The organism is Nocardia mangyaensis (genome assembly GCF_001886715.1).
Classification (GTDB): Bacteria; Actinomycetota; Actinomycetes; order Mycobacteriales; family Mycobacteriaceae; genus Nocardia; species Nocardia mangyaensis.
On sequence record NZ_CP018082.1, the window covers coordinates 6,303,004 to 6,321,727 of the forward strand.

Consider the following 18,724-nt stretch of genomic DNA (forward strand, 5'->3'; position numbering starts at 1 on the left):
CCCCACACCTCCGACACAAGTCACACCGACGTGTCTGACCGCCGCGCTCGTGTTCGTTCAGGAAGTCGGCGCGCGCCGACCGTGCACTGTCGCGGTGGTGTCCGGACGGTGCGCAGGGTTGGCGCGCTTGCCCACGGAGCGGCTCTGCCTGTTGCCCTGACGGCCACAGCCACAACGGGCAACACCACACAAACCACCTGAATGCCTTCCACCCGCCCGCGCCCGGTCGCCCCCGGACCGGCACGGGGCGGCAGCGAAGGAGGGAGGCCCCCCGGAGGCCCGGACCAGCACATCCGCCGCTTCCGGGTGTCCCGCCCTGCCCACACTCACACATCCGAAGGAGCGCAAACCTCTGTGGTGCACCAGTATTCACGATTCCGTGACGGATTCACCCGCGCCCAGATTGCCGCCCTTGCCGCGTTGGCGGACGGGCCGCGCACAGCCGAGCAGATCGCCGCCGGGCGGATCGAGGGCCCGATCACCATCACCTTGCGGTGGCTGGTCGGCGCGGGCTATGCCACCCCCAACGGACCGGATATCCCCGGCAGAGGCCGCACCAGACCGGTGTACACCCTCACCGAAGCCGGACACGCTGCACACCAACGCCTGACCAACCCGCCCCCTCCCGAACCTGCCCCCGAAGCCAGCCCCGACCCCGCCCCGCGCCCACAACGTGCACCAACCGGGCGGGGACCACTGTCACGGGCCAAGCTCGAATCGCTTGGGCGACGACTCCGCGCCCTACGCGTGGGCACCGGGATGAACGGGCGTGACTTCGCCGCCCGCATGGGGTGGACCCACGCCTCGGTGGTCTCGCGTCTCGAGCACGGTGACTCGGTCCCGACAGCCCAACATCTGCGCGCGTGGTGTCGCACAGCGGGCGCCACGGGCGTGCTGCCCGACCTGCTCGAGGAAGCCCGCGCCCTGCGAGCACACATTAAAGCCGAACGCGCCGCGATCCACCGCGACCAGGGATATGAAATGCTCGGTGACACCGTGATGCGTTCGCGGCGTTTCTGGACGATCAGCACCGCGACCATTGCCCCGCTCTATGCTACTGAGGACTACGCCGCCGTCTTGGCGCGTCTTGACGCCGACTTTTTCGGCCCCGCACCGGTACCCCGCCACTTCGCCAAGCCCTACCGGCCGCGCTCACACCATCAGGTCCGAACTCTCATCACCGAATCCGCCCTTTACAGCTGCATCGGCGGACCCGACACCATGCGCGACCAGCTCACCCACCTCTACGATGAAATCAGCAGCGGCACAGAAGGATTAGCAATCCTGCCCTATAACGCCATTCTGCCGCCGTTTCCCGGAAACCTGCTCATCCTTGACGACGCGGTGATACTCGATACCCTCACCGGCCCGCATGTGTTCGCCAGCGCGATCGATGTCGCCCTCTACACCGACCATGCCGTACGAGCCCACGCAGCAGCCGCCACCGGCGTCGATGCACAAACCATTGTCCATAACGCGCTTGGACACGTCGCGGTGGCCGAACGCACTTTCGCTCCACTCGCCGCGCAAACCGACTACGGCGACGATGCGCGCGCGGGACCGCGCGTTGTCGACCCACACTGCACCGACTGACCACCCGACCGGTAACACCGTGCAGGCCCCGTCCAACTCACCGCCGCCGTGCGCCCCTCGCCACGGGCACCGGGAGTTGGTCGGGGTCGTACACCACGCGGCAGGAGCCCCCATGACCCCCACGCGGCCACCAACCTCGTTCGACCCCTACCAGCCCAACCCCGCACGCCTGCACGACTACTTCCTCGGCGGGAAAGACCGCTACGAATGCGACGTAGCCCTAGCCGAGATCCTGGCGAGCAGCACGCTCAGGCCCGCGCTGATCGAGTCCCGTCGTTTCACCCGGCGCGCGGTCGAATACCTCGCCGATCGTCACGGGGTTACTCAGTTCGTTGAACTGGGGTGCGGTCTGCCCTACGCCCCGAACATCCACGACATCGCCGAACAACACGGCGGCACCGCCCGGACGTTGTACGTCGACACAGACGTCCTCGCGGCCACCCACGGTCGCGCGATGCTGCACGAACCGCCGACCCGGTTCTTTACCGACACCGACATCACCGACACCGACGCGATCATGCGCGGTATCACTGCCGTGATGGACATGACGGCCCCGGTGGCGGTGTGCGTGTCGGGCACCGCGGAATTGATCACCGAAGCCCCCGCCGCGCTCGCCGGGTTGACCGAGCGATTCCCGGTCGGGACATGGCTCGTGCTCACCCACGTCACTGACGAGTTCTACCCCCAGCACATTCAGGCGGCCGCCGAAACCCTTCGCGGCGTGGGCATTCCGTATCACCCGCGTGGCCGCGACGAGATCGCGGCCATGTTCGCCGGATACGAATTGCTCGCGCCCGGTCTGGTTGTCCCGCACCGGTGGGCACCGACCCCCATCCACGACAACGACGGCGACGGCGACGCCGCCGCCGACGACGACGACGGGATTCGGCGGCTGTCGGCGACCGCACCCCGCCATCGCACGACATGGGACCTGAGCGCCTACGCCGCCATCGGCCAGTTGCGACCCGTAGCAGTACGTGGTGGCCGGTGACATGGTGTAGGAAGGGACCGACCCGCCGACTGTGGTCGGCAACGGTGGCTGTGTGGTGTGCGAGAACGACTGCACGACCGCGATCGCGGTACACAGGCCGGGGGAATGGCAGGCACTGGTCCTCATGCGGTTGGGCTGGACGAGGCGGCCATGATCGTCGTCTCGCGAGCGACCGGAGGCCCCGCGTATGGGTTCGGCCGCGCCCTGACGAAGCGCGGCTACCCCCCGCGACGGAAGCTACTGGGATCGGCTGTGCCCCGGTACATGCCGCTAAGGGGCGCGTATTATTGACTAGATCCGACTGCTGCGTGGTATCCCTTGGTTCACAAGGCTCGCGCTCCCACAGTCGCCGCTACCTTCGCGAACGACTCGGCCGGATCAGTGTGGGCGATCGCGTGTTCGAACTGGCTGACGGTTCCGGGCCAGGCATTGGTGACCGTGCCGTCCCCGCGCTTCCACCACGCCGTCGCCACGCCACCGCACCAGATGGTCCGCGCCAGAGCACGATCCAGCCGAGCGAGAAAGATCGCCATTGCCCGCTCGGTCACCTCCACCGGCGCACCACAGTCGGCACTGAGGGCCAGACAGCGCATGATGTATCGGGCCTGGTGTTGCTTGACCGAGGGGTTGCTGTTCGACGGCGTGAACGAGTGCGGCCCCGCGATCATGTAGAGATTCGGAAAGCCTGGTACTGCGAGTCCGTAAAAGGCGGTCGGTCGTCCTTGTCGCCGCCACTGGTCGTGCAGGTCCACCCCGGCGCGGCCCCGGATCTGCACCCCGGATAGAAACGAACGCGCGCGGAAACCCGTTGCCCACACGATGACATCCGCGCGGCGCTCGGTGCCGTCGACCGTGCGGATCCCGTCCGGGACCAGCCGGTCGATGCCCTCGGTCACCAGTTCGACGTGCGGCTGGGTCAGCGCCGGATAATATCCGCTGTCGAGCAGGATCCGTTTCTCCCCGATCCGATAGTTCGGCGTGAGTTGGGCACGTAGCTCGCGATCGTGCACCTGACGTCGAAGGTGGGCCCGCGCAGCGAGGTCGGCCGGTCCCGCCGACCACCCCGCGCGCATGATCGGCGCGAGAACCAGGTCAGCGGCGTGGTAGAGCCCCTCCCGGTAGAGGTCGTGCAGTCCGGGCACATGCGTGAGCGCCCACCGTGACAGCGGACCGAACGACGCGGCGGGCTTGGGCAGTACCCAGGACGGGGAACGCTGATACACGGTCACACCGGCTGCGACGCGGGCCAGCTCGGGAATCATCTGTGCCGCTGAGGAACCGGTGCCGACGACGGCGATCTGCCCGCTCAGGTCGGCGGTGTGATCCCACCGTGCGGAATGGAACGCACGGCCGCCGAAAGTCTCCGCTCCCGGCAACCGAGGAATCGCGGGTCGATGCAGTTGGCCGAGCGCCCACACGACGGCGTCGGTGCGGATCAGCTCCCCGGTGGTCGTGGTCAGTGTCCAGGTGCGGTCGGTGTCGGAGTAGTCGGCCGCGACCACGGCGGTGTCGCAGCGTAGATGCGGACGCAACCCGTTGCGGTCGGTGGCCTCCCGCATGTAGGTCAAGATCGCCTGCTGGCCCGGGTAGCGTACGCGGGCGTCTCGGTAGGGGTCGAAGGCGAAGCTGTACAGGTGGGCGGGCACGTCGCAGGAACAGCCCGGATAGGTGTTCTCCCGCCACACTCCGCCGACCTCAGTCCCTGATTCGAGGACCAGGAAGTTTTCCACGCCAGCACGTTTCAGTTCCGCGGCCATCGTGAGCCCACCGAACCCCGCCCCGACCACGACCACGCTGTGCTTGATCATGGGTTCGGTCATGGCTTCGCCTGATCGCTGACCAGGGCGATTCCGGTGGCGGCCGGTGTGCTCGACCAGCGTGCCCATTCTTGCCACCACCGCAGGTAGTCGGGGGCGGCCATCGGAGCATCGAAAACGTCCAGGTCGATGTCGAACCCGGCGACCAACTCGCTCAGGTGTGCTCCCAGGTGCTCACGATGGTGGTGCAGATCGCGGCGAACGCGTTGTGCTACTCGGGGTGGCATCCGACCATTCGCGGCGAACCAGGTACCACGGCACAGGATTCGTTCCAGCGCGTAAACAGCGGTAGCGGATTCGAGCAGGCCACGGGCTATATCGTCTTCGGCTGTCGTCGATGCCTGCCACAACGCGGTCGCCGCGAGTCGTTCACTGGTCGCCGCGGCGAGTTCGATGGCGGCGGTGTCGCGATCGATCGTGATCCCCGCGACGGCGATGTCATCGCGGCGCCACCCGGCTGCTACGCCCTTTTCCCGATCGCCCAGCATCCGCACGTACCAAGGCAGAATCCGGGGCGTGTGCGGGAGCGCCAAGGCAGCAGAATCACGGAAGGTGAGTTGTCCGGCTTGTTTCCACAACAGCTGAGACTCCCCTTCGGCGGGAATGATTGCTTCGGTGTTGCCGATCTTCCCCAGAATCTTGTGTCTCATGAGACATCTCGTGGATCACTCTGATCGTCGTCGGCGTGGGCGCGGGGCTGCACCGTTGAAACCATTTCGATGTCAGTTGGCGACCTGGGGATTCGTCATTCGTGTCAGTAGAGTTCGTCACGAGATGTCAGTAACGACCTGGTCAAGCGCCTGATCTGACGTGAGGGCGGCCAGAGCGGAAACCTCGGTCGATGCTCGAAGTTTCCCGTTCGGCGATGTTCAAATTGCCCTGCAGCAAGGCAATGTCCGCAAGCCGTCCCGACCGGAAGCGGCCGCGGGGGTGTCGCGTTCTGGAGGTCTTGACAGGTTTTCGTCATTGCGATCCCGGTAGAGCCCGCGTGGGCGAGCGGCTCGTGTGTTCGGCAGGGTTTTGTCGGCGCCGTCGAGCACGATGATGCGCGGGCCGTCTGCATATTCCACGAGGTTGCCGAGCCAACTGTCGGGAGAATTCTGGTCACGCGGGGAGGCGGCGCCCACATCGCAGCCATCACGGAATGTCGCGATCGAGGATTACTGGGTCGCCGCCACGACCGGCGGCGGATACATGTGGTGGATCGTCAGTGACGCCGCCAGAATGCGTGATTCGTTCGGGTCTGTCGGACTCATCCCGGTGAGTTCACCGATTCGGCTCAGCCGGTAGGTGAAGGTGTTGGGATGCACATGCAGGTATTTCGAGGCCGATTTTCGGTCGACCCCGAAACGCAGATGCGCCTCCAGCGCTTCGAGCAGGTGGGGGGCGCTGAGCAGAGGAGCGATGAGTCCGGCGAGTTGGTCGCGTGATGGGCCGGGGCGGGTGAGTTGGTATTCGAGTAGTAGATCTTGGATCCGATACAGGCCGGTGGGCCGTCCGAGAAGACGGGCGAGAGTCGCGAGCTCAGCGACTTCTTCTGCCGCGCCGGGCAGGTCAGCTCGCGCGACGGTGACCCGGTTGGCGAGGAAGACCGGCTTGCCGAACTGCTCGGCGAGATCTGCCGCCATCGCAGCGTGCAGTGCCGCGGTGCTGTTCGGGTCGGCGTCCTCTGGCAACAGCGCGATCCCGTTGGCGCCGTCGAAAGTGACCAACCCGGTTCCGTTGGTGAGCGTTTCCAGTGCTCGATGCAGGATCCTCATCCGTCGCCGCGCCAACAGATCCGCGGTCGGGCCGGGTTGGTCATCGGGCACGGTCTGGATCGCGAGGACGGTGTACTGGTCGGTCACCGGGGTGGCGGCGCGAGCAGCAAGTTCATCGGTGGGCTGGCCACGAAGCAGCGCCAGGCACAGCTCTCGGCGAGCGGCTCTTTCGGCGTTATAGATCGAGTGCTCCACATCGTTGTAGGACTCTGTCACGACGACGTTGATGTGCATCAGCAGGACAAGGGCGCGTGAGGAGATCGCGACCAGTTCGTTGATCTCGGTTGGTTGTGCGAGCGCGGCGGCCGCGGCCAGCACCGCTTGTGCGGATCCGTGGATGGCTTCGATGAGGATCGACAGCGGGAAGCGGTCCTCCGCGTGACGCTCCGCGACCGGGGCTACGAAGGTTTCGACCTCGGCTCGGGTGAGGTCGCGGTTCTCACCGAGAGCGAACAACATCGCTCGCCCGCAGGCGTAGATGGCGGGCAGTACTTCGCCGGAAAAGTGGTCGTCCGGCAGGCCTGCTGCCGGTGTCGTGGCACCCAGACCCAAAGCCAGCATCCCCTCAGCGAGCTTGGGCCAATTGGTAAGTATGCGTGCGGCGAGGGGCGGATCTGCGGTGGTCGACGGTATAGCGGCTGACATGGGTTGATTGTGACCCCAGGGCAGCCAATCGGACAACAGAGCACCGCTGGCTAATCAGACTTTGGCGTCGACTACAAGGTCGGGTCTGTCGACTCTGGACGTCAGTGCAGTGACGGCCCATACCGATCGGTACAGACTTTTCCTTGCCGCCACCACGAAGCAACATGCGTCACAGCATCACTTGATTGTGGTCCGAGTCACTTGGATCGGTGGTGCGCGGTCGATCAGATAGGAATTGTTGGAAATGCTTGCAATGAAGCAGCACATGCGCCGGTCCGTTGTGGCCGCCGCGCTCATCGTGGGGGTCGCCGTCGGGCACGGACTCGCAGCCACGCCCGCCGCCGCGGAGCCCGGCGTCGCCTCGGACTTGCAGTCTCTGGCCGAGGCGGTCAGCGAGGGGCTCAAGCCCTCGTCAGACGGCAGACAACCCAAGGCGATCGTCGATTCGGGCGGTAGCTCGGGCAGCGGTTCCGGTAGTTCGGGCAGTGGATCAGGCAGCGCGTCCGGGAGCGCCTCGGGCAGCAGTTCCGGGTATGGACACAGCACGGCCGCGGCGCCTACCGGTCAGGGCCCGGAACTGAGCGCCCCGCTGGCCGCCTTCGCTTACGGGCTGGTCAGCCCCGATGTCGCCCCTGCGGGCGCGAACAACTGGGATTGCAAGCCCAGCGCTGCCCATCCGCGCCCGGTGGTGCTGTTGCACGGCACCTGGCTCAACGCCTTCGACACCTTCAGCTACCTCTCACCGCAACTCGCGCGAGCCGGGTTCTGTGTGTTCGCCCTGAACTTCGGGCGCTCGGGTCTCATCGAGGGTGGCGGTGTCGGCGCGATTCTGCCCGGTCGTTACGGTGTCGGACCCATCGAGGAGTCCTCTGTCCAGGTCGCTGACTTCATCGACCGGGTACGTACGACGACCGGTGCGGACAAGGTCGACATCGTGGGCCACTCCCAAGGCGGCACCGTCGCGAACCATTACCTGAAGTTCGAAGGTGGCGCGGACAAGGTCGACAAGCTGGTCACCTACGGTGCCACCCACCACGGCACCACCCTGATGGGCATCGCGACGCTCGGTCGGGCGATCAACAACCTCGGCATCGATGTTCTCGGGTTCGGCGAACCGATCATCGGGATTGCGAACATTCAGCAGACGGTCGGGTCTCCGTTCTACGCCACGCTCAACGCGAAGGGCGACACCGTTCCTGGTGTCGACTACACCGCGGTGGCATCGCGCTGGGACGAGGTCACCAACCCCTATGACCTTGCGTTCCTCAAAGCAGGTGAGGGCGCGACGGTCCGCAACATCACCCTGCAGGAAGGGTGCGAACAGGACCTGTCCGATCACCTGACCCTGATGTATTCACCGCGCTCGGCCTCTATCGCTCTCAACGCCCTCGACCCCGTCAACCACCCGGCCCTGAACTGCTCGTTCAACCCGTGGTTGATCGGTGGCAGCGGAAAACTGTGAGTCCGCGATGACCGCCGCCCATATCGAGGTCGACTCGCCGGCGCAACCCGCGCCGGCGACCGACCGGATCGCACACAAGATCCTCGAAACCATCCCCCGTCGCAGCCGACGAGGAAACGTTCTGCGCGACGAGATCAGCGCCATCGTCGCCGACTGCCTGGCACTGGTCTCCGACACAGAGCCAACACAGCACGGCCGCCGGATCTCGCGTATTCGTCCGGCCGCCGCACGCTGGGCGAGCATCGGTGTACCGATCGAAACAGTGCAGCAACATGTGCACGCAGGGTTCCGGCTACACCTCGACGATCTCGAAGCCTGCGGTGCGCCCTTCGACGAAGTCCATCGACTGATGGACGCGTTGAGCTCGGTGACCGCGACGGTGTCGACGATCTATATGGAGGTCGCACCGCCTCACGACGATCGCGGCGGGTACGTGGCTCACACGCTGCTCAGCGGCCGCTATACGACCAGAGCTACTCGTGAGCACGGTGCGCCACTCGATGAGCGCTACACCGTGCTCGCGGTGGCCGCCGATCGGTCCGGGCGCGGGGCGGTATCACCGTGCGAGTTCCGAGAAATGCTGTCGGCACGATTCGGGCAGCCGATGCCGGGTTTGGAGTCCCGTTTCGGCGCAACGATTCTCGTGCCGGAGTCCTTCGCCATCGAGAAGATCCGCCAGGTGGTCAAACGGACCTCACTCACCGTGGTGGGGGTGACTGTCGACCGAGACCGGGTTCGCTGCGCCGCTGAGGAGGCACACGAACTGTTGGATGTGGCGATACGCCTGCATCACCCGCCGGGCATGTACGAGATCGAAGACCTCGCGATCGAGTATCAACTGACTCGGCCAGGGCCTGGGCGGGATCGTCTCGAGGTGTTCCTCGATCCGGTGGCCGAGTTCCCGGACTTGATCGCCACGCTGCGTGTCCATATCAACAACGGCCTCAGCCGCAGGCTCACCGCACGCGAAACCCATATCCACATGAACACCGTCGACTACAGGCTCCGCCGGATCTACGAGCTCGTGGGACTCGATGCGCGCAATCCCAAGCTCATCTGGCTGCTTCAAGCCGCACTGATCGTGCGCGACTACCAAGCGGTCGACCAGCCCACCAGCACGGCCGTCTAGTGTCCGGTCAAGAAACATCAGGGAGATAGTCCGGCGCCGGATCTTGGAACCGGTGGCGAGGTCACGGACCGGCCCGGCGGGCCGCCAACGGATGTAACCCCTGATCGAGTGCCCTGCTCGATCAGTCGGGCGGCGAGCCGAACGCCGGGCCTCCAGCGCGGTAGCGCTGCCCGTCCGGCGTTGACCGGACCCCACAAGCAGGGGCCCAGTCAACTCCGACGGCGGGACCCCTGCCCTGAGGGTGCACACGGTAGCGATCGAATTGTATTGGGAGACAATTCTTTTCACCACCACTTGTCGTTAGGTTTGGGATGTGCATGCGGCCGTTCGGCCCCGCTACCCCTCTGCCATATCGGCGCCCGGAGAACGTGGCGCGCGAAAGGACCACCAGGATGAGCTCACCCCGCGTGTCGGATGCTGCGCCCCCGACGCTCACCGACAATCCCGCCGCCCGAGCGATCCGCCCGGAAAGCGACGAGTTCTACTGCCCACCCGCGGATTTCGCGACCCGACCGCCGGGTACGATCCTGCGCACCCGCGTCACCGAGATCGCCTTGTTCGGTCTGATCCCTCAGCGGTTGTCGGCCTGGCAACTGCTCTACCGCACCAGCGATCTGCACCGCGCCCCCGAGGTCGCAGTCACCACGGTGCTGCTTCCGGCCGACGCCGAAGCCATCGCGCGCCCGCTGGTGTCGTTTCAATGCGCGATCGACGGTGTCAGCTCGAACTGCTTCCCCTCCTACGCCCTACGCCGGGGCGCGCAAGCACTGGGGGCGATTCCGCAACTGGAGTTACCGGTCATCGCCGAAGCCCTAGCCAGAGGCTGGGCGGTCTCGATCCCCGATCACGGAGGCATGGGCGGGCATTTCGGAGTCGCGCGCGAACCCGGCTATCGCGCCCTCGACGCCGCCCGCGCGGCACTGGCTTTCGAACCACTGAGCCTATCGCCCACCACCGAGGTCGGCCTGTGGGGCTATTCCGGCGGAGGGCTTGCGACCGCGTGGGCGGCAGAAGTCGCCGCGGACTACGCACCGGAACTCAACATCGTCGGCGCGGTCGCGGGCTCACCCGTCGGCGATCCCGGGGCCACCTTCGTCCGGCTCAACGGCTCCCTGATGTCAGGGTTCTCCACGGTCTGCGTCGCGGCATTGCAGCGCGCCTACCCAGAACTCGAGCAACTACTGGCCAACCACGCCAAACCCGAATTCCACACCCTGCTCGCCGACGCCGCCTCGCGCACCACCTTGGCATTGTTGTCGCGATTCGCGGGCAAGAACCTCGACCGCTACAGCGAGTCCAGCTTCGCCGAACTGCTGGACCGGCCCGAGATGCGCGCTGTCCTCGACGACATCCGCCCCGGGGCGCAGGCGCCCTCGATGCCGGTCCTGATCATTCAAGGTGTCAACGACGAACTGATCGCCGTCCAAGATGTGGACCGCCACGTCGAGCGATACCGGCACGCCGGCGCACATGTGCACTACGTCCGCGACCGCCTGAGTATGCACCTCGCCCTGCTCTACCTCGGCACCCCGTTGACCATGGCTTGGCTGGCCGATCGATTCGAGGGCCACACTCTGCCGCCCAGTACCACCACGACGGTGTGGTCACTCACCTGGCGCGGACCCGATGTCATGGCCCACCTACGATTCGCCGCACTATTCGTCCGGATGCTGTGCAGCAGGCCCATTTCCCAACGTCACAAGTAAGAATGACACGCTCTGGCGGGTTAGCGGACTCGTTGGCCGCCCAGCAGCCGATCCTGCCCGCTGACCGTCGGCATGACGTTTCACATCTGCGGTCAGCTGCTCTGGTGGAGCGGTATCACCGTCCCTTGTTCGGCCAAATGGTCGCGCAAAGCGATGTTCTCGTGGTGAAGGGTGCAGATCACGGTGGCCGCGGCGTCGAGCTGGCGTCGTAGACGGGAGTTCTCAGTTCTGGCGGTCGTGATTTCGGTGCGCAGAGCGGATAGTTCGGCGGTGTGTGTGACCGGTTCTCGGGTAGGTGTGTGCGTTTGGGCTACCGCTGTTTCCCATTCACGCAGAATCGTTTTGGCCCGGTGAAGGGTGGCGTGGCTGATCTGGGCTTCGCGTCCGAGGTTGGCTTTGGTGAGGCGGCCATCGGTGCGTTCGGATCGGCCGTTGAGCAGGCGGTGCATCGCCGAGCGCAAGGCGGTGGCGGTGCGCGCGGACACGTCGGGCTCCGGGGCGGTCACTGCTCTGCTCGTCGCAGTGCGGTGCGGACATCGGCGAGTTCACGTTGCAGCTGTGCTCGACGCGGGGAAGGCAGTTTCGGGGTGTCGAGCAACGTGAGCAGGGTGCCTTCCTCGCTGCGCCAGATCGGCAGGTGCTCGGTAGCGATGACGCTGTTGGCGCAGCGCGCCGGTTGGCATCGATCCACCAGCGGTCCGTGATGTCCTGCGGGGACGATGGCGTTTTCGAGGCACTTCGCGTCAACAGGGTTGGTCTCGTCGAGGACGCAGTGGTTGAGGGTGCCGAACCGGATGGGGATCCGAGTTCGCCGGAGCAGGTCGTATTCGACGCGCGCATCACCGTGCTGGGCCGCGGTGCCAGCCATGGCATCGAAGCGGGAGCGGAGCTGGTCAGCACCGGGCCCATATCCGAAGGTGTCACCGCGTCGGTGGGCTTGGTACAGCTCACGCAGGCGATCGAATCGGGCGTCGGCGAGTGCTTCGTCGAAGTAGCCCGCCCAGGCGGGGTCTTTGGCGGAGTAGCCCTGGGTCGATCGGTTCGCCAGGGCGCGGGTGGCTGCATGCTTGAGCTGGATTCCGAGTGCGATCTCTGCGCCGGCGTAGTCGCGGGTCAGCATGGCCATGGTGCGGCGGAACATGTGGGCGGTGACGTGATCGGCGGGGATCTCTTCCAGGCCGGTGTCGTGGCGGTGAGCGTTCACTCGGCTGGTGAAGGCCTTGATCGCGCTTGTGCTGTCGAACAGCCCGTTGGTGTCGGTGGCGCTGCGGACTCGACCGAAGGTGAGGTCCGGATGCTCCGACAGTTCTGAGGCGACGAACAACGCGCGAGCGACCGGCTCGATGATCCACCAGTGCCGCGTGGGGTGGCCGGGATCGCGTTTGCGTTTGATGGATTTCACCGCTGGGGCGCCGTAGTGGTCGACGACGCTGTGGTGGGTGATCGCGCGAATCTCGTTGTCGCGCATCATCGACATCGCGGCGACGAAGATGTAGCACGCATTGCGAAGGGCCACGCATTCCAGCCACATCTGCAGGGGTTGCAGGTCCGGATGCCAGGGTCCGGTGGTGCCGTCGGGCCGCGCGACGTTGGCCAGATCGGTGATGATGCCCGACTGCGTGGCACGCCCGTCGACGAGTTCGGCTTCGACAACAGCCCGGCGGGCTCGGCCACTGGAGTGATCGAGGTGGAAGATCCTGTCGCTGGCACCGAGCAGTGCGCTCAGCAGCGACCAATGCACCTTGCCGGCCTTGTCCGCCCCTGTGCGGCCGGTATGGACCGGAACCCGATGATCTGGATCTGCAAGCCACCGCGCGAGCGCCGCGTCCGCATCGGCGGTCCGCAATGGCCGGGCGTTCTGCTGCAGCCCGACCCAGACCGCGCGGGCGCGAAGAATGTCGGGGCCGAAGACCTCGATGTAGGTCCAGGCCGCTTTGATCAGCGGGAACCACGTTTGCGGTCGGATCACCGGGGTGGCAAGTTCGCCGGTGTCACGCAGGCCCAGGACATGGGAGGCTGATTGGCCCGGCCACGGATCGGCGGCCAACCCGCCGCACGTGAGCACGGCCCGAAACTGGTGCAGCGTCTTGATAACCACGACGTGTTCGATGACGCTGCCGCGCTTGAGCCGATCGGCCTGGTGGCCGATGTAGCGGTGGAAGTCCTCACGATCCCACCGGTGCAGATCATCGGGCAGCCCCTGGTCTGTGGCCCAGGCCGCCAGTGCTCGCAGGGTTCCAGCGCGCAGCGTGACAGTGCGTGGCTCGCGGGGATCGGGGTTGAGGTGAATCCCGGCCGCCACCACGGCGGGATGGCGGGGGTTGAGCCAGATCAGCGCCATTTCCCGGGCTCGCAGATTCCATGCCGGTGACAGGCTGACGAAACTCACCCGGTAGTTGGCAGCCTTCTGGTTCACGGGCCGTTCGACTACATCGTTGAGATCCCACACGTCGGCCTGGCCGAATCGTGGGGGCTGGGCATTGGGCAACAAGGGGTGAGACTGGATAACCTCTTCGTCGCCCCCGAAACGTGCCGAGTCCGCGGGAGTCCGAAACGGATGCAGGGTCATCGGTCGAACTCCGTGCGCGAGGCCATGGGCAGGTGCAGGCTGGCCTCGCTGAGCGCGATCTGCTTGCGCGCCATCGCGATCTCCGCGTCGCTGCGTTCGGCCAAGACGGCGGCGAGGTTCGCGGTGCTCTGACCCCACAGTTCGTGGAAGTGCCGTGGGCTCAGCCGGTTGCGAAGCCGGTGCAGATGGTCCGACAGCAGCAACAACTGCGGCAGGTTCGACGGCAGGATCAGGGCATGGCGGCATTCGAGGCAGCGCAGCGGCGCGACAGGACACACCTGCCCGGATCGACCGAACGGGGAGTCGAACGGGTCTCGGCAGCTACTGATACCCATATCCAGTGCACCCGAACGCAGTTCGTCGATCTGCCCTGTAGTCAACCCCAAGGCCGCTGGCGCATCGGGATGCGCCAGCGCGGGTTCGGCATCGGTGCTGAGCACTGTCGGCCCGGTGATCGCCTCGGAGAACCAGCGTTGCTGGGCGGCGGTGATCACGTTAGCGGCGATGACATGCAAGGTGGTGCCGTGTGCATAGTGGCCGCGGAACACCTCGACCGTGTGGTCGTCGGCGACGTCGCTGACTCGGCCGCGATAGGCAATCGCCTTTTCGACCTTGCCGGACTTGCGCAGCCTCCGGATATCCGCGGGCCCAGCGACACTCACGCCGACGCGCTCGAGCCAGACACGGAAGCTCGCGTCGGTCATGGCACCCTCGAACGGCCGCGGCACGAGGTCGTAGATGTTCGGGTTGACCCGCACGAACAGCGGCGCGGGCGACAGTCCGCTGTGCCGACGCACCCGCTCGGTGACGGCCAGCAAGCGGCGGATCAACTCGGCGACGTCGAGCTTGGATTCGGTACCGAATGCCACCAGTTCCTTGGCCTGCGCCGTCCGGTAGGAGCGGCGGCGAATGGACCGGGCTCGTAGTTTGGTGAAGGTCAAGGTCACGCCATCGGGGGTGAACTCCACGTCGTACTCGGACAGGCCGCTGATCTCCTCGGAGGTGTGGCCGCTCGCGGCCATCAGCAGTACCCGGAATCCGTGGAGGTCGAGGTTGGTCGGATATAGCATCCCCGACAGCGACTGCACCAGCATCCGGTGCCACCTCCTCCTCGAAACCCCGGTTGGCACCAGGTCCGCCAATTCCGTCGGCCATTGCGCCGCGGTCGGTAGATGCGCGAGGATCTCTGTGGCGGAGTGGATGTCGTGGTCGAGAGCCCACAACAGATTGGCCGGATCCAGCCAGCCACCGATGCGGGGGTCTCGTCCGCGCGCGAGCAATTCGGTGCCGCGCTTCAATCGCTGTTCCACCGCACCGATGTCTCGCCAGGCAGCACGAATCATGGACCTCTTCTCGGCTCTGGAGAATTCGTCGATCTCCTGGGTGACGCCGCGCCGCAACCCGACTGCCCCCGTCAACCATCCCTCGAGTTGCGCGGCGAGGGGCCGATCATGATGCCGCGCGCGGCGAGCGACCAGCGTGCGCAGCCGCCACGCCTGCGCTGCGGGCTGTCGGGAGCCCGCCGGGTACTGAGCGGGAAGCCGTCGCACCCAGTCCAGGACGACGGGGAGCAATTCAGGCTCTGTGCACGACAGCGACACCGCCGCAGCCTGCGGGAGCGTCGCATCCACGAAAGCACAGAACACCATGATCGTCTTTCGGTACGACCGCACCGAGCCCACTGACAATTCGGCTGCCGCCGCATATTCAACCCATTCGTCGGCCAGCTCGGCTGCCAGGCGAGCACACATGAACTCCTGCACCTCCAGCCGTGATGTGTTGACCGCACCGGAACGGTTTCGGACCGTGACCTCGCGCGTCCCGACTCGTGGTTGGGCAGCCCGGAGTTCGATCTCCTGGCTGCTGCGCGCGTATTCACCTTTGCGTGGCATGCGATTCTCCGCCCGGCAGCCGCATCACATGCCGAGCGATCTCTGAGTAGCTGGCGTCGTGGTCGGTCCACTCCGCGAACGCCGCGTCGACATCCTGCATCGGATCCTTCAGATACCGAAGGTAGACGTAGGTTGTCGAGGGATTCGAGTGGCCCATTCGGCGCTGAACCTCGAGCAACGGATTCGCGGCGACATGGTCGATGAGCGTGGCCATTGGCAGTTCCGAGCCGACCACGCCCTCCACAGCCTTGTGCATGAGGAACATCAGCAGACGGAGCGCGAACGTGTGCCGCAGATCGTGGTACAGCCACGGATTCGATGGCAGCACAGCTGCATCGGGATGCCCAGCGTGGGTACGCATGCGATCCCATGCACGCCAGCGGACCTTGTCCCACGTCGACGGCTGCGGCATCTGCCCACCGGCTCCGACGAACACCGCCAGCGGCTCCAACCCGACACCAGTGTCGACAACAGTGATGCGTCGCAACAACATTGGCATGTCCGCGATCGTATGCGTCACGGTCACGCCGTCCAGTACCCCGCGCAGCTTGCCGCGGCCCTGTTGCTGGACGTCGACGACGAACAGATCCGCTCGGCGTTTGATCAGGGTGCGTTGGGCCGCAGCCACCACGTGGGTCCGTTCCATCCGCATGTAGATCAGCACCGTCTCGACCGCCGACCGCGGGACATACACATCTCGGGGTCGCTCGTACTTCGCACACGCCGCCAGCCGGAAGACGACGCCCTTCGGGTCGATCGCCTGGTTCACGACCGGGTCCAATCCGAGCTCGGGCAGAAGGATCGTGGACCACTCGCCAACCCGCATTCCCGTGAGCAGAGCCAGCTCGACACCAGCACGGCTGCGGTGCGGCGATCGGCCCCGAAACGACGGGTCCACCGTGGCATCCGGCCGCATGCCAGCCAACCCGACATCACGGAAGTAGAGATACTGCTCCAGCGTCATATGCCGAATCCGCATGTCACGGGGGATGCTGTTGCGGAAGGTATCTCGGCCGCGCAGCTGGCGCCACGGCGATCTCGGGATGCGCTGCTCGCTCACCAGCCAGTCATAGAGCCTGTTAATGGCGGTCGCCTCAGGCTCCCAGGTCACGCGAGAGATCGGCTCCGCCTGCACGCGAGTGCGCAATAGCCGGTACTCCAACAGATCCGACTCGGTCGCTGACAAGAGGTCGCGGCCGCGACCGGCCAGAAATTCATGCAACCGCAGCGTGACGTAGGCGTACTTGCGCATCGTCTTCGGGCTGCGACCGAGCAGCGCCAGATGGCGGAACCACGACGACAGTGGCTCCACCGGCCGCATGGCCGAATCCAGCAGCACCGGCAGGCCGTCGGGTACCAGGCGGCGCGCCAGCAGCTGCGCCAGCTCCGGCTGCGAGATGCCCGAGACATTCCCATCCGCTGGCAGCCGCGATCGACCGGTGAAGAACAACTCCACGGGACCTCCGATGTCCAGATCATTGCCAGCTCACCGAGACCTGTGATGCGCCAGCCGAACCGGCGCAGAATCTAACTCAGCCTCGTCTCCTGAGACATGTCTGAACCGGCTGGAGAACCGATCCAGTCCTGAATCCAGTTGGTACGCAACGTTCCCTGCGCGCCGCTACGTTGCCGACAGGTCAGTAGCACCTCGTGCGCGGTATAGGCCAGTAGCGGTTTGACCAGCATCGACCACACGCCTACGACCTGATCCCCGGTCGGTGCGGTCGCTGCCATGTCTTGAACGCGGCGCCCGAGCACGCTGGTGGCATAGGTCGCCGCGAGCGCGGAGACCAGGTCGCGGCGGACCGTGCCTCGATCAGCCATCAGTGTCCGTCCGCCAGGGCGGCGTTGGAGCGCGTAGTTGACCGTTACCGCCAAACCCGCTCGCGCACCGGCCGCGGCCGCGCCTGCCAAATCCAGTCGCCCCTGCCCTAATGTCGCGATCGCCCGGTGAAACCGTGCCGGCACCGGCACCGTCGACTCGAACCCGTCAGCGCCGATGACTGCCCATGTCCCGCCGAGCAACCCATCGCCGGGTACGAACAGCTTGTCGAATCGAATTAACGCGTGATCCATTGGCGTCCAGCCTTTGTCAGGCAATACAAGGACACTCAGCCCTGCCTCAACACCGTGTTGTGTGCGCACCCTGCTCAGGAGCGGCAGGACACCTTCGTCGCGACCGTCAACGATCACGCGGGCAGTGATCACGCCAATTTTGGGTGTGGTGGTGTCGGCGATGTTGGGCATGAACTTCCAGCTCGCCGGGTCAGGTGAGTCGAGCCAGAACCCATTCCGGGGGCTGTCCCAGGTGGCGGTGGTCTGCTGGTCGGCACCGTTGGTCCCACCGAGCTCGGTCAACAGCAGCACTCCCACCGACTCGCCGATATCGAGTTCGGCGAGTAGTTCACGCTGGTAGGCAGAGCCGTTGCCCAACGCGGTGATCGTCGCGATCGACAAGTCGAGGTGGCCGGTCAAGACTGGCAACAAATGTGGAGCGTAGACCGCGGCCCATTCACACACGATCCCGCGCAGCCGGGGATCGTTCGCGATCGCGACGGCCGATCCCCCCAGCGCTGCGATCGCTGTGCGCAGTAGGTCCGGTGCCAGGCTGGCTTCGGTCGCGTACGTCATGCCTGTGCTGGGTCGGTCACCGAGTCCGGCGATCACGGCGCGCACTCGGTGATGCAGGGAGGTTTCGGTACCGAGAATCGCGGTGCGTAGCGCGTCGACGGTCGGGTCGGAGTGGATCGGTGGGCGGGTCCCATCGGGGTGGGCGAGAATCGGCAGTCCATCTACGGTGGTCATCGCAATTTTCTCCAAGTGTCTGTATCTGCTTTGTGGGCGGTGGCGATCGCTGCACAAAGGGGTCTTTTGGGTGGCTCCCCGTGCTCGCGCGGAGAAACCCGATCCGACATTCCGAGGAAGTGCGCGCCACTGGGACAGGCGCGGCAGTTGTTCGGCAGCAGAGCGGTCCTCATCGACCGCATTGCTCGGTGTCTTCGGCCGGTGGTCCACGCGGTGCCGCCGACGGGGACCGGCGGCCAGGTGTTGGGCTCGGTGTCGGCGGTCGCGATATCGAGAGCAGGCGCAGTGAACTGGGGCACTTCGTGCGGTGGGCTCGATCGCGGCTTTCACGAACAGCCGAACGGCGATCTCCCGC

Annotated in this window: 13 protein-coding genes and 1 pseudogene; 6 read left to right on the forward strand and 8 right to left on the reverse strand. The window is 65.8% G+C overall.

Annotation, left to right across the window (positions count from 1 at the left end; translation table 11 throughout):
• Nucleotides 1–201: 201 nt before the first annotated feature.
• The 3 genes and pseudogenes from BOX37_RS36335 to BOX37_RS28685 all read left to right on the forward strand — a co-directional run.
• Nucleotides 202–885, forward strand: a pseudogene (locus BOX37_RS36335) (helix-turn-helix domain-containing protein); the annotation flags it as partial.
• 6 nt (nt 886–891) lie between these two features.
• On the forward strand, nt 892–1,593 hold the full coding sequence (locus BOX37_RS34765) for a Scr1 family TA system antitoxin-like transcriptional regulator (protein WP_240505089.1): 702 nt from the start codon (nt 892–894) through the stop codon (nt 1,591–1,593).
• 112 nt (nt 1,594–1,705) lie between these two features.
• Nucleotides 1,706–2,584, forward strand: a complete 879-nt coding sequence (locus tag BOX37_RS28685) for an SAM-dependent methyltransferase (RefSeq protein ID WP_071930336.1) — start codon at nt 1,706–1,708, stop codon at nt 2,582–2,584.
• A 323-nt stretch (nt 2,585–2,907) separates the two neighbouring features.
• Here the strand turns inward: BOX37_RS28685 and BOX37_RS28690 are convergent, their stop codons facing one another.
• From BOX37_RS28690 to BOX37_RS28700, 3 genes are all read right to left on the reverse strand, one after another.
• Nucleotides 2,908–4,404 carry a flavin-containing monooxygenase gene (locus tag BOX37_RS28690; protein WP_071930337.1) on the reverse strand — a complete coding sequence of 499 codons (1,497 nt, stop codon included), beginning with the start codon at nt 4,402–4,404 and terminating at the stop codon, nt 2,908–2,910.
• Complete coding sequence (locus BOX37_RS28695) at nt 4,401–5,051, reverse strand: hypothetical protein (protein WP_071930338.1); 651 nt, start codon at nt 5,049–5,051, stop codon at nt 4,401–4,403. The genes BOX37_RS28690 and BOX37_RS28695 overlap by 4 nt, the downstream gene beginning before the upstream one ends.
• Nucleotides 5,052–5,561: 510 nt before the next feature.
• Entirely contained in the window at nt 5,562–6,806 is a 1,245-nt protein-coding gene (locus tag BOX37_RS28700; RefSeq protein WP_062991519.1) for a PucR family transcriptional regulator, read from the reverse strand.
• Nucleotides 6,807–7,071: 265 nt separating this feature from the next.
• Between BOX37_RS28700 and BOX37_RS28705 the strand changes: the two genes are divergently transcribed.
• From BOX37_RS28705 to BOX37_RS28715, 3 genes are all read left to right on the forward strand, one after another.
• Entirely contained in the window at nt 7,072–8,268 is a 1,197-nt protein-coding gene (locus tag BOX37_RS28705) for an esterase/lipase family protein (RefSeq protein WP_240505090.1), read from the forward strand.
• A gap of 7 nt (nt 8,269–8,275) precedes the next feature.
• Entirely contained in the window at nt 8,276–9,397 is a 1,122-nt protein-coding gene (locus tag BOX37_RS28710) for a PucR family transcriptional regulator (RefSeq protein ID WP_071930340.1), read from the forward strand.
• A 392-nt stretch (nt 9,398–9,789) separates the two neighbouring features.
• On the forward strand, nt 9,790–11,103 hold the full coding sequence (locus tag BOX37_RS28715; protein WP_071931960.1) for a lipase family protein: 1,314 nt from the start codon (nt 9,790–9,792) through the stop codon (nt 11,101–11,103).
• 92 nt (nt 11,104–11,195) lie between these two features.
• On the opposite strand, the gene BOX37_RS28720 is transcribed toward BOX37_RS28715, so the two are convergent.
• The 5 genes from BOX37_RS28720 to BOX37_RS28740 form a co-directional block, all read right to left on the reverse strand.
• On the reverse strand, nt 11,196–11,609 hold the full coding sequence (locus tag BOX37_RS28720) for a hypothetical protein (protein WP_084760285.1): 414 nt from the start codon (nt 11,607–11,609) through the stop codon (nt 11,196–11,198).
• Nucleotides 11,606–13,672: a hypothetical protein gene (locus BOX37_RS28725; protein WP_071930341.1), complete on the reverse strand. Its 2,067-nt coding sequence runs from the start codon at nt 13,670–13,672 to the stop codon at nt 11,606–11,608. Before BOX37_RS28725 ends, BOX37_RS28720 begins: the two co-directional genes overlap by 4 nt.
• Nucleotides 13,669–15,564, reverse strand: a complete 1,896-nt coding sequence (locus BOX37_RS28730) for a hypothetical protein (protein ID WP_084760287.1) — start codon at nt 15,562–15,564, stop codon at nt 13,669–13,671. The genes BOX37_RS28725 and BOX37_RS28730 overlap by 4 nt, the downstream gene beginning before the upstream one ends.
• A complete protein-coding gene (locus tag BOX37_RS28735) occupies nt 15,548–17,020 on the reverse strand; it encodes a tyrosine-type recombinase/integrase (RefSeq protein ID WP_071930342.1) in 1,473 nt (490 codons plus the stop codon). Before BOX37_RS28735 ends, BOX37_RS28730 begins: the two co-directional genes overlap by 17 nt.
• Nucleotides 17,021–17,091: 71 nt before the next feature.
• The gene (locus BOX37_RS28740; RefSeq protein ID WP_167660008.1) at nt 17,092–18,195 is read right to left on the reverse strand and encodes an acyl-CoA dehydrogenase family protein; all 1,104 of its coding nucleotides are present in this window, start codon (nt 18,193–18,195) and stop codon (nt 17,092–17,094) included.
• Nucleotides 18,196–18,724: the final 529 nt, after the last annotated feature.